This window comes from Micromonospora aridisoli (assembly GCF_056150025.1).
In genome coordinates, this window is record NZ_JAXCFK010000002.1 from 1 (window position 1) to 14,163 (window position 14,163).

General features: G+C 68.7%; 14 protein-coding genes and 2 tRNA genes. 7 read left to right on the forward strand and 9 right to left on the reverse strand.

Features of this window, described 5'->3' with window-relative positions; all coding sequences use genetic code 11:
* Positions 1–1,050: ISL3 family transposase (locus SM447_RS03430; RefSeq protein WP_474571263.1), on the forward strand; the 1,050-nt coding region annotated here is incomplete at its 5' end.
* Between the two features lie 184 nt (positions 1,051–1,234).
* On the opposite strand, the gene SM447_RS03435 is transcribed toward SM447_RS03430, so the two are convergent.
* The 3 genes from SM447_RS03435 to SM447_RS03445 form a co-directional block, all read right to left on the reverse strand.
* Positions 1,235–1,307 (reverse strand) — tRNA-Arg (locus tag SM447_RS03435).
* A gap of 35 nt (positions 1,308–1,342) precedes the next feature.
* A tRNA-Ser gene (locus tag SM447_RS03440) sits at positions 1,343–1,433 on the reverse strand.
* 62 nt (positions 1,434–1,495) lie between these two features.
* Positions 1,496–2,500 carry a hypothetical protein gene (locus SM447_RS03445; RefSeq protein WP_474571264.1) on the reverse strand — a complete coding sequence of 335 codons (1,005 nt, stop codon included), beginning with the start codon at positions 2,498–2,500 and terminating at the stop codon, positions 1,496–1,498.
* Between SM447_RS03445 and SM447_RS03450 the strand changes: the two genes are divergently transcribed.
* Positions 2,469–3,248 (forward strand): hypothetical protein, encoded by a 780-nt coding sequence (locus SM447_RS03450; RefSeq protein WP_474571265.1) that lies wholly within the window; start codon positions 2,469–2,471, stop codon positions 3,246–3,248. The two genes, SM447_RS03445 and SM447_RS03450, sit on opposite strands and share 32 nt — an antisense overlap.
* A 111-nt stretch (positions 3,249–3,359) precedes the next feature.
* Here SM447_RS03450 and SM447_RS03455 read toward each other — a convergent pair whose 3' ends face one another.
* Entirely contained in the window at positions 3,360–4,130 is a 771-nt protein-coding gene (locus SM447_RS03455; protein WP_474571266.1) for a CPBP family intramembrane glutamic endopeptidase, read from the reverse strand.
* 154 nt (positions 4,131–4,284) lie between these two features.
* On the opposite strand from SM447_RS03455, the gene SM447_RS03460 reads away from it, so the two are divergent.
* The gene (locus SM447_RS03460; RefSeq protein WP_474571267.1) at positions 4,285–5,406 is read left to right on the forward strand and encodes a globin domain-containing protein; all 1,122 of its coding nucleotides are present in this window, start codon (positions 4,285–4,287) and stop codon (positions 5,404–5,406) included.
* A 160-nt stretch (positions 5,407–5,566) separates the two neighbouring features.
* Here the strand turns inward: SM447_RS03460 and SM447_RS03465 are convergent, their stop codons facing one another.
* Positions 5,567–7,081: a peptide deformylase gene (locus SM447_RS03465; RefSeq protein WP_474571268.1), complete on the reverse strand. Its 1,515-nt coding sequence runs from the start codon at positions 7,079–7,081 to the stop codon at positions 5,567–5,569.
* A gap of 353 nt (positions 7,082–7,434) precedes the next feature.
* Between SM447_RS03465 and SM447_RS03470 the strand changes: the two genes are divergently transcribed.
* A complete protein-coding gene (locus SM447_RS03470; protein ID WP_474571871.1) occupies positions 7,435–8,151 on the forward strand; it encodes a hypothetical protein in 717 nt (238 codons plus the stop codon).
* 14 nt (positions 8,152–8,165) lie between these two features.
* Here SM447_RS03470 and SM447_RS03475 read toward each other — a convergent pair whose 3' ends face one another.
* Complete coding sequence (locus SM447_RS03475; RefSeq protein WP_474571269.1) at positions 8,166–9,992, reverse strand: DUF6311 domain-containing protein; 1,827 nt, start codon at positions 9,990–9,992, stop codon at positions 8,166–8,168.
* Positions 9,993–10,205: 213 nt separating this feature from the next.
* Between SM447_RS03475 and SM447_RS03480 the strand changes: the two genes are divergently transcribed.
* Positions 10,206–10,916 carry a class I SAM-dependent methyltransferase gene (locus tag SM447_RS03480; RefSeq protein WP_474571270.1) on the forward strand — a complete coding sequence of 237 codons (711 nt, stop codon included), beginning with the start codon at positions 10,206–10,208 and terminating at the stop codon, positions 10,914–10,916.
* A 94-nt stretch (positions 10,917–11,010) separates the two neighbouring features.
* Here SM447_RS03480 and SM447_RS03485 read toward each other — a convergent pair whose 3' ends face one another.
* On the reverse strand, positions 11,011–11,544 hold the full coding sequence (locus SM447_RS03485; RefSeq protein ID WP_474571271.1) for a YbhB/YbcL family Raf kinase inhibitor-like protein: 534 nt from the start codon (positions 11,542–11,544) through the stop codon (positions 11,011–11,013).
* Between the two features lie 149 nt (positions 11,545–11,693).
* Between SM447_RS03485 and SM447_RS03490 the strand changes: the two genes are divergently transcribed.
* A complete protein-coding gene (locus SM447_RS03490) occupies positions 11,694–11,849 on the forward strand; it encodes a hypothetical protein (RefSeq protein WP_474571272.1) in 156 nt (51 codons plus the stop codon).
* Positions 11,850–11,865: 16 nt separating this feature from the next.
* On the opposite strand, the gene SM447_RS03495 is transcribed toward SM447_RS03490, so the two are convergent.
* Together SM447_RS03495 and SM447_RS03500 are read right to left on the reverse strand one after the other, a co-directional pair.
* Complete coding sequence (locus SM447_RS03495; protein WP_474571273.1) at positions 11,866–12,219, reverse strand: hypothetical protein; 354 nt, start codon at positions 12,217–12,219, stop codon at positions 11,866–11,868.
* 85 nt (positions 12,220–12,304) lie between these two features.
* A complete protein-coding gene (locus SM447_RS03500) occupies positions 12,305–12,781 on the reverse strand; it encodes a hypothetical protein (RefSeq protein ID WP_474571274.1) in 477 nt (158 codons plus the stop codon).
* Between the two features lie 321 nt (positions 12,782–13,102).
* Between SM447_RS03500 and SM447_RS03505 the strand changes: the two genes are divergently transcribed.
* Positions 13,103–14,050, forward strand: coding sequence for a DUF6414 family protein (locus SM447_RS03505; RefSeq protein ID WP_474571275.1), 948 nt, complete (start codon positions 13,103–13,105; stop codon positions 14,048–14,050).
* Positions 14,051–14,163 lie beyond the last annotated feature (113 nt).

Sequence of the window (14,163 nt, forward strand, 5' to 3'; positions counted from 1 at the left end):
GTCGACGACTTCGCGCTGTGCCGCCGTCGCCGTTACGCCACCGTCCTGATCGACGCGGTCACCCGTGAACGCATCGATATGCTGCCCGACCGCAAGGCCGCAACGCTGGAAACGTGGCTGCGTGAGCATCCCGGTGTCGAGGTGGTGTGCCGGGACTCCTCCGGCGCCTACGCCGAAGCGGTCCGCCGCGCCCTACCCGAGGCGGTGCAGGTCGCCGACCGCTGGCACCTGTGGCACAACCTCGCCGAAGCCGTCCGCAAAGAGGTCACCGCCCACAGCACGTGCTGGGCCACCGGCCTGCCGCCGCAGGACGGTAAACGGGCGGTGACCACCCGGCAGCGGTGGCAGCAGGTCCACGACCTGCTCGACAAGGGCGTCGGCCTACTCGAATGCGCCCGCCGACTCAACCTCGGCCTCAACACCATCAAACGCTACGCCCGAATCAGCGAACCCGAACGCCTGGTCCGCGCACCGCAGTACCGGCCCACCCTCGTCGACCCCTACCGTGACCACCTGCGCCGACGCCGGGAACAAGACCCCGCCGTCGGCGCCACCCAACTTCTCGCCGAGATCAGGGAACTGGGCTACACCGGCAGCCTCAACCTGCTCTACCGCTACATCACCCAAGGCCGCGTCGAAGCCGACCGCCCAGCTCTGTCTCCCAGGCGTTTGACCCGCTACCTCCTGACCACACCTGACCAGCTCACAGACCATCAGCGCACGCTCGTCAACGCTCTCACCAGCGCCTGTCCACAGATGACCGCGCTGGCCGCCTTCATCGGCTCGTTCGCCGCGCTCCTCACACCCACAGCCGGTAACGGCGACCGTCTCGACACGTGGATCGCCGAGGTCAAGGCCACCGACCTACCCCACCTGCACACGTTCACCCGCGGCCTCGGCCTGGACCGCGACGCCGTCAACGCCGCCCTGACCCACCCCTTCCACAACGGCGGCACCGAAGGCGTCAACACCAAAACCAAACTGATCAAACGACAGATGTACGGACGAGCGGGCTTCGCTCTCCTGCGCCATCGAATCCTGCTCGGCTGACCAGCACCCTCCATCACCACCGAATGTGAGACAAAGCCGAAATCTACGCAGTCCCCTGGACCGGCCGGGACACGAGGGATGCTCGTCGCACGAGCACCATCCGAGCAACCAACCGACCACAACGGACACAACAGGGAAGGGGCCTGACTGCCCGTTCCGGCAGGTCAGACCCCTTATGATCTTGCGCGCCCGAAGGGACTCGAACCCCTAACCTTCTGATCCGTAGTCAGATGCTCTATCCGTTGAGCTACGGGCGCTGGTGCTCGGCCAGTTTACACACCCGGCCTTCGCGCGGAGACTCCGGGATTCGAACCCGGGAGGGGCTTTAAGACCCCAACCGCATTAGCAGTGCGGCGCCATAGACCAGACTAGGCGAAGTCTCCCAGGTGGCCCGCAGACCACCGCGCCCGAGGATACAGGCCCCGGCCGGCCGGGAGCAAAGCGACTACCGGAACAAGCCCCGCTCCGGCGGCCAGGACGGCTCGCGCTGTGCGTTGCTGTGATCCAGACTACGCTCCATCGACATGCAGGAGCAGTCGCCCAGCGAGCAGAACCGCCGTGAACCTGCTGAGGGAGCGCGTCGACGCTCCCCGGAGGCGACCTTCACGCCGCCTCCGGCACCGGCACCACCGCCTCGGAAGGAAGAGGAGAACCCTCCTGCTTCCCGCCCTCGACGAGCGAAGGCCGCGCCGAGCGTGCTCTTCCAGCCACCACCCGTGCCGGAGCAACCACTGCCGCGCCAGTCCCGGCCGGCGACGTCCGGGCCGCCGGCCGTTCCGCCGTTCACCACCGGCGCCGGTGTGGCCGGAGATAGCGACCGGACCGCTCCACCGGCCGCCGGGCCGGGCGGTGAGATCGTCCCCGCGCCCAGCTCACGTCGCCGTGGTAGTACCGACCGGCCGGCGACGGGCGACGACACCACTGGGAATGACGCTTCCCCGGCCGCCGTTCGACCGGCCCGGAGGAGGGCCGCCACGAGAACGGCATCGCCGTCCGAGGCCGGGCCATCCCGCGCCGGGAACGAATCGCTGCCGGACGCTGCCTCCGACACCGGGGAGACGGGCACCGAGAGTGCGGTCGCCGCGACGGCCGACGCCGGAGATAGCGACAGCGCACCGCCCGCCGAGAGGATCGACGTGCCGCCCGCCGATGCCACGGGAACTCCGGCGGGGAAGGCAAAGACCAGGAAGACAACGGCCAGGACGACGGCGCGCAAGAGGGCGGTACGGCCGAGCGACGAGCAGGCAGAGACGCCGGAACCGACGGTCGAGCCGACCAGCGTCGCGAAGCCGACGAGGAAGGCTGTCAGACGTCCGGCAACCGGTGCGTCAACCACGGCGCACGCGACCGCTCCGACGGGGCCGACGTCGATCGGGCAGGAGCCGGTGAAGACGGCCAGGAAGACCGCGAAGAAGGCGGTGCGGAAGACGACCGCCAGCGAGGCGAACACCAGCGAAGTAACCCCGGAACTCCGGTCCGAGGATCCGGGCAGCGGGCTCGCAGTTTCAGCGGTCGGAGCCGTACCCGTCGGTGAAGGTGGTCCGGAGGGCTCGGGGCGTACGCGGGAAATGGAGCTGCGGGCGCTCGTGGCGCGGGCGCTCGATCATCCGGGATTTGCTCCGGAGCTGCTGGCCCTGACCGCTGTGGAGGCCCTCGGGCCGGGCGCGGCCGAGTGGGCGCGGCGGCTTCGGGAGATGTACCCGAAGGCGGGTGCGGACGGGCTGGCCCGGCTGGCCACCCGGCGCTTCGTCCGGCAGGCCGGCGTCGGTGGGGCCACCGCCGCACTGGCCGGGGTCTTCGCGCCGGTGGTCGAGCTGGCGGTGGTGGTGTGGTCGCAGGCGAACCTGGTGCTGCACCTGGCGGCGGCGTACGACCATGATCCGACGCATCCGGACCGGGCGGCGGAGTTGCTCACGCTGACCCAGGTGCACCCGGACCTCGCGAGCGCCGGATCGGCGCTGGCGGCGGCGCGGGCGGCGCAGGGTCCGGGTGAGGAACCCGGGCTCCGGGCGGTCGAGGCGGCCTGGCGGCTGGCGGCTCCACTGACCGCGCAGGCGGGCGGTTGGTTGGCTCTGCGGTTCGCGTCCCGGCTGCTGCCGGGTACGGCGGCGTTGACCGCGGCGGCCGGCAACTCGGCCGTGGCCGAGCGCCTGGCGGCCCGCGCCACCGCCCTCTACCGCCCACCCACCCCCCGCTGAGGACCAGGGCCTGTCGATCAGGAGGTTCGCGTCGCGACACGCCGATCAGGCGGACCGAACCTCTTGATCGTCGCGGAGCGGGGGCGACGGCGAGCGACACCGGGACGCGGGTCAGAGCCAGGTGAACCATTCGCGCGGCAGCAGGGTATAGCCGAGGAAGGCGACGATGTCGAGCAGGGCGTGTGCCACGATCAGCGGCATCACCCGGCGGGTACGCAGGTAGAAGAGGCTAAACACCACTCCCATCACCGCGTTGCCGATGAACGCGCCGAAGCCCTGGTAGAGGTGGTACGAGGCGCGCAGCAGCGCGCTGGTGGCGACGATCGCGCCGACCCCCCACTGGAGCTGACGCAGCCGGGTCATCAGGTAGCCGACCACGATCACCTCCTCCAGGATGCTGTTCTGGAACGCGGCGAGGATCAGCACCGGCACCGTCCACCACAGGTCGGGCAGGGCGGCCGGTATCAGGGTGGCGTTGATGCCGAGTTGGGCTGCCGCCCAGAACAGCGCCAGGCCGGGAAGCCCGATCAGCGCCGCCAGTCCGGCCCCCCGGGCCAGGTCGTAACCGGGCCGCCCGGCGTCCAGACCGAGCGTCCGCACCGGGTCGCCCGGGTCCCGCGCCAGCAGGTGCAGGGCGAGCAGCACCGGCAGCAACGCGAACACGATGCCGAGCAACTGGTACGTGAGGTCGAGGTACGGGCGTGCGGACGCGGAGGTGTTCAACGCGGCGGTCTGCCGGGACAGCCCGCCCTCCGCGGTTAACTTCGCGATGATCGAAACGGTGGCGTAGACGGCCGACTGACCGAGGGAGAGGCCGAGCACCAGCATCGTCTCGGTGCCGAGCGTCCGGCGGGACACCGGGCGGGTGAGCTCAACGGTCACCGGACCACTCTGCCTGACCGGAGGCCCGCTGGTGACATTCGCCCTCCGGCGAGCAGCTCTCACGATGCGATCGCACATTCTGTGCGACCTTCATACACGCTCCGTGGAGATTCTGTCTGGGCCCGATCCGCCGTCAGAAGAAGGAGCGCCCCCGGTGGACAACTTCGCGCGGCTGCTGAAGGAGAGCTGGACCCTGGTCGAGGAGGACCGGGTCCGGCTGAGCGGTTACTTCTACGCCCGGCTCTTCCTCCTCGATCCCGAGCTGCGCAAGCTCTTCCCGGTCCAGATGACCGGCCAGGGCGACCGGTTGCTCGAAGCGATCATCGCGGCGATCCACACGGTGGACGACCCGGAGGGCTTCGACGAGTTCCTCCGCGCCCTCGGCCGGGACCACCGCAAGTACCACGTCGAGGCGGCCCACTACGACACGATGGGCGTCGCGCTGCTGGACGCGTTGCGCAGCACCGCTGGCGACGGTTGGAACCTGGAGTACGACCAGGCGTGGCGGGACGCGTACGCGGCGATCGCCGAGAAGATGCTCGCCGGGGCAGCCGCGGACGACGATCCGCCGTTCTGGCACGCCGAGGTCCTGACCCATCAGCGGTACGGCCCGGACACGGCCGTCGTCACCTGCCGGGCGCTGCAGTACCCCCTGGCGTGGAAGGCGGGTCAGTACGTCAGCGTGGAGGTGCCCCGGCACCATCCCCGTGTGTGGCGGACGTACTCGATCGCGAACGCGCCGAACGACGACAACGTGCTGGAGTTCCACGTCCGTACGCCGGCCGACGCCGCCGGCTGGGTGTCCGGCGCGCTGGTCCGCCGGACCAAGCCGGGCGACCTGCTGCGGGTGGCGGCGCCGATGGGTTCGATGACGGTGGACCGCTCGTCCGAGCGGGACATCCTCTGCGTCGCCGGAGGCGTCGGACTGGCTCCGATCAAGGCACTGGTCGAGGAGCTGACCGGCTACAACCGGGCCCGCTGGGTGCACGTCTTCTACGGTGCCCGCACCGAGGCGGACCTCTACGGGCTGGACCGGTTGCGGGAGATGGTCGCCGCCCACCCGTGGCTGTCGGTGACCCCGGCGTGCAGTGACGACCCGGCGTTCGACGGTGAGCAGGGCGACATCTCCGACGTGGTGGCCCGGTACGGACCATGGACGGCCCACGACTGCTTCGTCTCCGGATCGGCGTCGATGGTGCGTTCGACGCTTCGGGTCCTCGCCGCGGACGACGTACCACCGCAGCGCACCCGGTACGACACGTTCGGCAACCTGTAGAGCTTTGCTCCCCCCGCACCGGGGCGCGTGCCCCTGCCCCCTGGGGCACGCGCCCCGGTCCCCCGATCGGGCGGACCGGCACCGCCCCGCGCCATCTCGCCCGTCCGGCCGTCGTTCCCACCCGGGCGGGCGAGGTGACGCCGCGCGGAGCTGGCCACGTTCAGTAGCGCCAGGGGTGGCCGGATTCGCGGTACTCCTCGATTGGCACCAACGGCACGCCCGGTGCCATCCGGTCGACGTAGAGCCGGCCCTCCAGGTGGTCGATCTCGTGCGCGACCAGCCGGGCCATGCCGAACTCGAAGGACGTGATGATCCGGCCTCCGTCGAGCTGCGCGTGCTCGACGTCCAGCCGCAGCGGTCGCGGCACCAGTCCTCGGTGGTCGAAGAAGGAGAGGCATCCCTCGTACTGCTCATCGGTGTGTGGTGCGGCGTCGACCACCCGGGGGTTGAGCAGCACGACGGGCTCGGCCGTACGGTCCGGCGGGCGGACCACCGCCGCGGCCCGACCGATGTCGAGTTGCGGGGCGGCGATTCCCACCCCCTTGGTGAACGGGTGCAGTTCGTCCAGTCGGGCCAGTGCGGTGACCAGGCGGTCGACGATCTCCCGGGCGAGCTGCTCCTCGCGGGGCAGGTCGAACGGGCGGGCCGGCTGCCGCAGCAGGTCGGCGCCGCGCTGGACGATGCCGAGCCCGCGCATCCGGTCGGACGGTCGGACCCGGCCCCCCTCCGGCTCTGGCTCGGGTTGCGCCCGGAACCGCCATTGCAGCCGGTACCGGGCGTTCAGCGGCGGATCGTCGGTGGCCCAGTCGAAGATCGCCCGGTCGTCCTCGTCGCGCCGGGTCACCGCGGTGCGCAGCGGGCCCTCCTCCGCCGAGAGCGAGGTCTCCGCGCCCCAGACCTGCGGGTCCAGCCCGGCCGGCAGGTTCAGGCGTACGGCGAGGTGCCGGGTCGGTACGCGGACCGCACGCTGGAACCACGGCCCCCACTTGTCCTGCCCGACGGTGTACGCGTACTCGATGGTGGCGCGGCGGCCCGGGTAGAGCGGGAAGCGCCGTTCGGCGTTCTCGAAGAGCAGCCAGATCTCCTTGAAGGCGTCCCGGTCGTGCTTGGCACGCCAGTGCATGGCCTCACGTTCGCCGGCCTCCTCGCGGCACGCGCGCAGTTGCAGTTCGGCGAAGCTGAGCGGGTGTTCCCGATGGTGCCGATTGGAGCGGCCGGGGTCGCTGGGGTAGCGGTCCACGGCGACGCGGACCAGGTAGCGGGTGACCGGCTCGACTCCCGCGTTGTACAACTCGCGTCGGATGACGCAGCGGTAGGCGTCGTCGGTGTGGGTGAGGGTGGCCGTCTCGCGTTCGACGATCAGGCCGGTGCCCGGGGGCATCCACTGGCCGGGCAGGCTGGACTCGCGGTGGTTGCGTTCGCTGCGGGCGTGGCGCAGGTCGTCGTATTCCCGGAAGCGCTGCCAGATCGCGCCGCTGGCCTCCAGGACGGCCTCGGCGCGGCGGGCGAAGTCCTCCGTCGGCCGGTGCCTCCGTCCCTCGACGTGGCTGACGTACGACGGGTCGAAGCCCATCAGGTTGGCTAGTTGCTTCTTGGACAGCCCCCGCTCCGTCCGATGCCGTGCGAGTTCGGCGGCGAAGGAGTCGGCAGCCCGATCGAGCGGTGAGGTCGTCATCAGCTTCCTCGTGGCCGGGAGTACCAAGTTTCACGTTGAGTCGCCGGTCGCACACATAACTGGCACCTAATCGACAGGAGCCTTGACTGTTGACTGTTTCGTGTCGATACTGCCCCGAGTCCCCGAACCGCCACGCTGAGTAGTTCTCGTCCCGGCAGATGGAGCGGGTCACCCGCCTTACCCCCCGCTGGGTTTCCCTGCGCCAGAAGTGTGGTTAGGCTAGCCTTAGTGCGGTCAAGACGCTTCGAATCGATGGGCCAGATGGCGTGGGGGTGGATGAGGTGACAGCGGTGCTGCCCGTCCGGGACCCCGCCACCACACCCCTGGCCCCGGTCACCGCGACCCTGCGGGCCATGTTCGGCACCGACGACCTGCCCGGGCTGGCACCGGGTCTGCTGGTCGTCGACGAGGCCGGTTGGGTCCCGGCGACGACGCTGACCGGAGCACGGCTCCCGGAACTGCTCGACTCGGCCGTTCGCCTCTGGGGTGGCACACCACACGCCTCCGCCGCGCTCGCCTGGAAGGCGTACAGCTACTGGGCCGCGCTGCCGGTGGTGCTCGGCTGGGCCGCCGCCCGACGGGTGCCGCTGCTCGACCATGACGCGGCCCTGATCCACTTCGCCGACCGTCGCGCCCTGGTGACCCTGGGACTACGGGAGTCGATCCCGGTCGCGGTACTGCCCAACGACCCGCTGGCGCTCGCCGGGGTGCCCCAGGTCCGGGTCGTGGCCGACGAGCGGGAACTGCTGGACGCGCTGCGTGCCTCGCTGCTGGACGCGCACCTGTCCCCGGTGGTCGCCGCGATCCAGGGTGAGGTCCGCATCGGTGCCCGTACCCTGCTCGGCTCGGTGGCCTCCGGCGTCGCCCACGGGTTGCTGCGCGCCGCCGACGCGCTGCCCGGCTCCGCGGTCGACGCGATCGGCACGCTGCTTGACGCGCTCGACCTCGCCGACCTGGTGGAGCTGGTGCCGGGGCCGAACGGCGAGCCGATCGTGCAGCGCCGCACCTGCTGCCTGGCCTTCACCCTGCCGAAGCCGAAGGTCTGCCAGGGCTGCTGCATCCGCAGCTGAGCTGGTCCCTTCACTCACCCCGTCAGCGGGCGCACGTCCCACACCCAGACGCCACCGACGAATTCCGGCTCGATGCCGGTCAGTTCGGTCATTCCCGCACGCAACGCCTCGGCGTGCTCGTGCGGGCCGAGGATCACCACGCCGGCCCGCCAGTAGCGCAGGTCCTCCACCGCCTCCCGGCGGGATCGCTCGGTGACCGGCGGCACCTCACCGGTACGCCGGATGGTGCCGAAGAAGCTGCTGGTGGGGCGCGGTGGCGCGGTGAACAGGGCGACCCGGTTCCGGCCCGGTCGGGTGTCCGGGCCGAGGAAGTATCCCCGGGCAATCGGCATCTCCAGCCGGGTCCGCGCCGACCACCGCAGCGGTTCGGCGTACTCGGTGTCGGGCAGCGGCAGGGTCACCACGCTGCGCCCGCCGGCCAGGTAGGGACGCCAGGCCCCGGAGGTGACGAATTCCGGGACCGGTTCGAGCCGCTTGGTCGGCAGCGGAGTGGGCAGCACCGGCACCAGCGCCATCGCCAGGCCCACCACGGTGGCGAAGCGGATCTGTGGGCGGTGGTTCGGGTACCGCCCCGCCAACTCGCGGACCCGCTCGGCACCGTAGGCCAGCAGCAACCCGATGATCGGGGTGATGGCCAGCGCCCAGCGGGTCGGCACCACCGAGTGCAGGACCGGAAGGTCCTCCAGCAACGCCCACGGTCCGGGTACGCCCGTCCCGCGGCGGTCGAAGCGGATCTCCCGGCCGAGCGAGAGCACCGCGAAGAGCAGCCCGAGCACGGCCAGGCCGATCACCACGGCGTTGCGGCGCAGCCACCACACCAGCGCCAGCACCAGGATCACCAGTGGCCAACCGAAGAAGGCGTTCTCCTCGGTCGGGTTCTTGGCCAGCCCGGCGGCGCTGCGGGCGTCGCCGGCCAGTGACTCCCGGGAGTAGGCGAAGAACGAGGCCAGGTCCGTGGAGTAGCCCCGGATCAACCAGGGCAGCCCGTGATAGGCACCGGGACCGAAGAACTGCACGTACAGCGGATAGGCCAGCAGCACGGCGGTGACGGCGGCGGCGACACCGAGTCCGGCGAGGAATGGGCGGGCCCGGGCTCGCAGCTCGGGCCGGCCGATCACCATGGCGACGACCACCACGCCGAGGCCGATGGCGACCATCAGCAGGATCTCCAGGTTGAGGAACGCCTGCCAGACGATCACCAGGGCGAGCAGGAGGCCGTTGCGTAGCCAACGTCCGGGCTCGGCGAGCCGGAGCGTACGCCAGATGATCAGTGGCACCACGTACTGCGACACGATGTTCGGATGCGCGTTGGCGTGCGAGACCATGGCCGGCGCGTACGCGCAGAACGTGGCGCCCAGCCAGGCCGGCCCCCGCGAACCCGGGAGGATGACCCGGGAGAGCAGGAGGTACCAGGCGGTGGCGGTCGCGATCATGCCGAGGGTGAGGAAGAGCAGGAACGCGGCGCGGGTACCGAACAGCAGGGTGATCGGCGTCATCGGCAACGAAACGGACAAGACGGAGGTGTTTGCCATCAGATTGACCGATTCGGGCACGTTCATCCGATCCGACGAGAACGGATAGGCGAATTCCGTCACGACCCGGGCACCGTGCGCCATCATCCATTCGAACTGCGCCATATCGGTCGGATTATCCCGAATTCCATCACCGGGGTTCAGCCACATCCGCGCGGTGACCCAGAAGCCGAGGGCGGCGAAGCTCGCCACCGCCGCGATGTCCTTCCACCGCCCTGAGCTGGCCCTGTTGGCCGTCCCGCGCGCTCGGACAGTCCTCCTTCCCGGGTCGGACTGCTCGACAGGTCGGTCCGAATCGGGAGTAGTCATAACAATTCAGAGCGTAGTCCGCCTATGTGGCCACCGTGCAGGGTTCGGGGCACTGGCGTAGTATCGGCCGGGTTCGCTGACCACCACCGATCGTGTGCACCCAACCCCGACCGTTATTCGGCCATCGCGGGCCCCGATATCCCCGCCGTCCGGGCGGATGGTTCACTCAGTCGGTCCCGGCGCGGGTCGAGTCGTATCGTGAGGAATCGACGCATGGCAGAAATCACTGGGGATCAGCGCGTGCAGTCGGAGGTCCTGGAGGGCCTCGCCACCGCCGTCAATCACCGGCGCTGGTTCGTCGAGCTGGCCGTGCCGTACCTGGGCGACAACCCCATCGAGATCGGCAGCGGCCTCGGCGACTACGCCCTGGAGTGGAGCGAGAGCTTCCCCCGGTTCACCGCCACCGAGGCCGATCCGGACCGCCTGGTGGCCCTCAAGGAGCGCCTCGCCGACCGGCCCTCGATCGAGGTCCGCCAGATGCTGCTGCCCCACTCCGAGCGGGGCGACTACAGCGCCGCGGTCTCGTACAACGTGCTGGAGCACATCGAGGACCACGTCGGAGCGCTGCGCAGCATGGGTCAGCTGGTCCGGCCCGGGGGCGCCGTGGTCATCATCGTGCCGGCGTTCCAGTTCGCGATGAGCCCGGCGGACATCGCCACCGGCCACGTCCGCCGCTACACGAAGAAGACCCTGTCGGCGGCGATGACCGAGGCGGGCCTGCGGGTGGAGAAGATCCACTACGCGAACGCACTCGGCCTGATCGGCTACTTCATGGCCACCAAGGTCTTCCGCCTGATGCCGAAGGAGGGCCCCATGGTCAAGGTCTACGACACCCTGGTCCTCCCCGCCACCAAGGCCGCCGAACAACTGGTCCGCCCGCCCTTCGGCCAGTCCGTCTTCGCCGTCGCCCGCACCCCGGCCTGACCTGACCACCCCTCCCCCGTTGATCATGAGGTTAGCGGCACTTTTATAGATCAACTCTGCCGCCAACCTCATGATCAACCGAGGGTGGGCCGGGTCAGCCGGTGATCTGGTAGGTGGGGCGGATGGTGGCTCGCGCCAGGGTGTGGAAGGCGAGGTTGAAGCCGACGTAGGCGGGGGTCGCCTCCGGGGTGACGTCGAGGCGCTCCACGTCGAGGGCGTGCACCGCGAAGACGTACCGGTGCGGACGGTCACCCGACGGCGGCGCGGCGCCGCCGAAGCCGTGCTCGCCGTAGTCGTTGCGCACGGTGAACGCACCCCGCAGGTCATCGCCGGTCGCGCCGCGCGGCAACTCCGTCACCTCGGCCGGCAGGTTGACCAGTACCCAGTGCCAGAAACCACTGCCGGTCGGCGCGTCCGGGTCGAAACAGGTCACCACGAAGCCCTTGGTCTCCGCCGGGAAACCCGACCAGGCCAGATGCGGCGACACGTTGTCACCACCGGTGCTGCCGTGGGCGTGTGCCGCGTCCATCGGCTCACCGTTCTGTACATCCTCACTGGTCAGCGTGAAGGAGGCGACGGTCGGCAGCAGCTCGTACGGGTCCGGAGCGATGGGGCGTTCCAGGGTCATCGACACAGGTCCTTCCGGTGGAAGTGATGTTCTGCGACCCCTTCATACCCTGTGACGCGCTGGCATTCGACAGAACCGACCCCGAGTCCGCCGTAACCGAAAGCACCTCACGGCGGTTGTCACCCTGCACCATCTAGCGAAGGAGTCTCTTGGCCGGGGTCTGGCGCGACTTCATCACCGCCGTCATCGACGCCGTACGTCGTCGTGACGAGGCGGCCCTCAGCGAGGAACGCCGCCGGGCACTCGACCGGCTCGCCGACGAGAAGATCCGCGAAGAACAGCAGAAGCGTCCACCGGAGGGGTGACACGACCGTCCGCAGATCACCCCTTGGTTCGGATGTCCTCGCTGCCTTCGACGTTGAGGAGCTGGATGACGGGGTCGCCTGGGGCGAACGACGAGAACCGTCGCCTCCTGGCCTCTCCCGCCACCACGCTGCCGACAACCGCACCCAGCACCGTGCCCAGCCCCGGCAGCAGCACCGAGCCGATCACGGAGCCCGTGAAGGCTCCCGTGGCCGTACCGCCAGTCCAGGCCGGACCTCCCACGGCTTTCGCGAGATCGTCCTTGGACGCGAACTCGGTGAATGCCCGGCCGACCGACTCGCCCGGTTCGACGCTCACAATCTTCAGCAGGGCGGAGTGGACCTGCCGGTTGTCGATGATCGCGAACCGCATGCCGACCTCGACCCCGTGCCGGGCGCCTATGTCCAACCGGAAGCTCTGATTTCCCAGCACCTCACGAACTCGACCCTCAAGTCGGTCAACCACGCCACACCTCCGCCGACCGATTCGGAGACACAAATTCCCCGCTGCGGATCTTTCCCAGTTCCCCAGGGTGGAAGTGACGCCACTCATCGATCATGTCGCTCGCGTCTTCCTGCACGTACGACAGCAGCAGACCGATCTGCCCCAACGCCTCCCGGCTCTTCACCGTGCTGCCCGAGTCCTTGGTCATGTTCGCCCACTGTTCGGCCTGCTGGGCGCGGAGACCGATCCGGGTCAGCCGGGTGACCGCGCTCCGCGCGTGTCCCGGGTCGACCTTCCCCGCTCGGGCCGCAGCGGTGGCACCGAGGATCTGGAACAGACCGGACAGTACCGTGAGGAAAGCGGTCGTCACTCCGTCGAGCGGTTGTGCGGACCCGCCCTTCACCGCCACCCACACCGTGACGCCGAGGCTGCACAGCACCAACGTTCCGGCTGCAAGATATCCACGGATCCGATTGGCACCAATAGTCACGCGCGCATGGTCGCAGACGCCCGCCGTTGTGGCTGTCCTGAAGAGGACAACAATGCCGAAAACTTGCTCAGGGCGGAGGGTGTGGGATTCGAACCCACGAAGACATTGCTGCCTTACCGGTTTTCAAGACCAAGAGCGTTGGGGCTCTGAGCTGCTGCTATGCGGTCCATCAGCCACTCTGCGACACAAACACGGCACGCGCGTCGCGCTTGGGTCCACACCCCGACTTCTACTCACGTCCCTGCCATCCGCCGCACCTCGTGTCGTCGCGTGGAACGTGAGTTTCGGTCCTATGCTGAGGCGCTACCCCTAGGAAGGACGATGACTGTGGCAAGGACAACCAAGACCAGCTCAATACTGCTCGCACATCCTGTCTACCTCGATGTGCCGATGATGGTCAGCTTCCTGGCAACCCTCGATGACGGAGTGGCGTACACCAGCGAGGTCGCCGAGCGCCTTGGATCAACAAAGGAGGGCGAGGGCGAGGGATCCGCCAAGGCGGGTGTCCCTAGCCTCGCCCAGTGGCTCGGCCTTACTCTAAGCGCCGAGGGCAGGTACCGCAGACGTTCGCAGAGCGACGAATCAGTCGAGGCCAGGCTAGTTCGTGAACACACATCAGCCTCGCTATTCAACATCCTTCGGCAACGGCTCGAATCAGCCAACGCGATTAAAACTTTTGAAGCTTCCACGAAACTGTCAGATGTTCAAGTTGGCGACCTCGTGGAGGTAAGGGGGACAATCACCGGAGACCCGCTGCGGAAAGTGATCGACCTCATGTCCGCCATCGCTCCTTATGTCGGCTGGGATTTGGATGGCGATCCGAAGGCCCAGGCGTCCCGGCCAGCCAAGAGGAAGGGCAACCAGAATACCTCTTCGCAGAGCCAGAGCCTCGAACCCGACAACCTTGAAATGTTTCGCATCCTAAAGGCGGACATAGCGAAGTCAAGCGTTCTAGACCTCACGATGACCCTGGACAATGACCGACACGCCATCTTGGCAGCATCGAATGAGTACATTACGGAAGCTACACAACAGCACATAATGGCTGGATCGTTTACAGCGCTGGGAAAGGTGACTCAGATCCTCCAGCCGGGCGAGAAGGTGAACCTTCTCCGGCGGACAGTATTCTCCGTACTTGATGCAACGGGAACGGGATCTGCCGAGGATGCTTTCTCCGGCCTGCGGGATGCGATGCCGGGCATGGACCTCTCGAACTTGGCAATAACTGGCCCTGGGATCCAGGTTCTACCCCTGGCGATCTACGTCTAGTGAGCCGTACCGTGCCAATCCTCGACAGCAAGGATGCTTGGATAACGCCGAGCATCGCCGTGGCAGTCCTGGCCCTACTCTTTACAGTTGCCTCCTTCTGGTGGATTCAGGTT

Excerpts from the sequence above, each read along its gene's own strand:
- SM447_RS03465 (WP_474571268.1), bottom strand. The coding sequence starts at position 7,081 with ATGACGACCTCACCGCTCGATCGGGCTGCCGACTCCTTCGCCGCCGAA.
- SM447_RS03470 (WP_474571871.1), top strand. The coding sequence starts at position 7,435 with ATGTTCGGCACCGACGACCTGCCCGGGCTGGCACCGGGTCTGCTGGTC.
- SM447_RS03475 (WP_474571269.1), bottom strand. The coding sequence starts at position 9,992 with ATGACTACTCCCGATTCGGACCGACCTGTCGAGCAGTCCGACCCGGGA.
- SM447_RS03480 (WP_474571270.1), top strand. The coding sequence starts at position 10,206 with ATGGCAGAAATCACTGGGGATCAGCGCGTGCAGTCGGAGGTCCTGGAG.
- SM447_RS03485 (WP_474571271.1), bottom strand. The coding sequence starts at position 11,544 with ATGACCCTGGAACGCCCCATCGCTCCGGACCCGTACGAGCTGCTGCCG.
- SM447_RS03495 (WP_474571273.1), bottom strand. The coding sequence starts at position 12,219 with ATGCGGTTCGCGATCATCGACAACCGGCAGGTCCACTCCGCCCTGCTG.
- SM447_RS03505 (WP_474571275.1), top strand. The coding sequence starts at position 13,103 with ATGACTGTGGCAAGGACAACCAAGACCAGCTCAATACTGCTCGCACAT.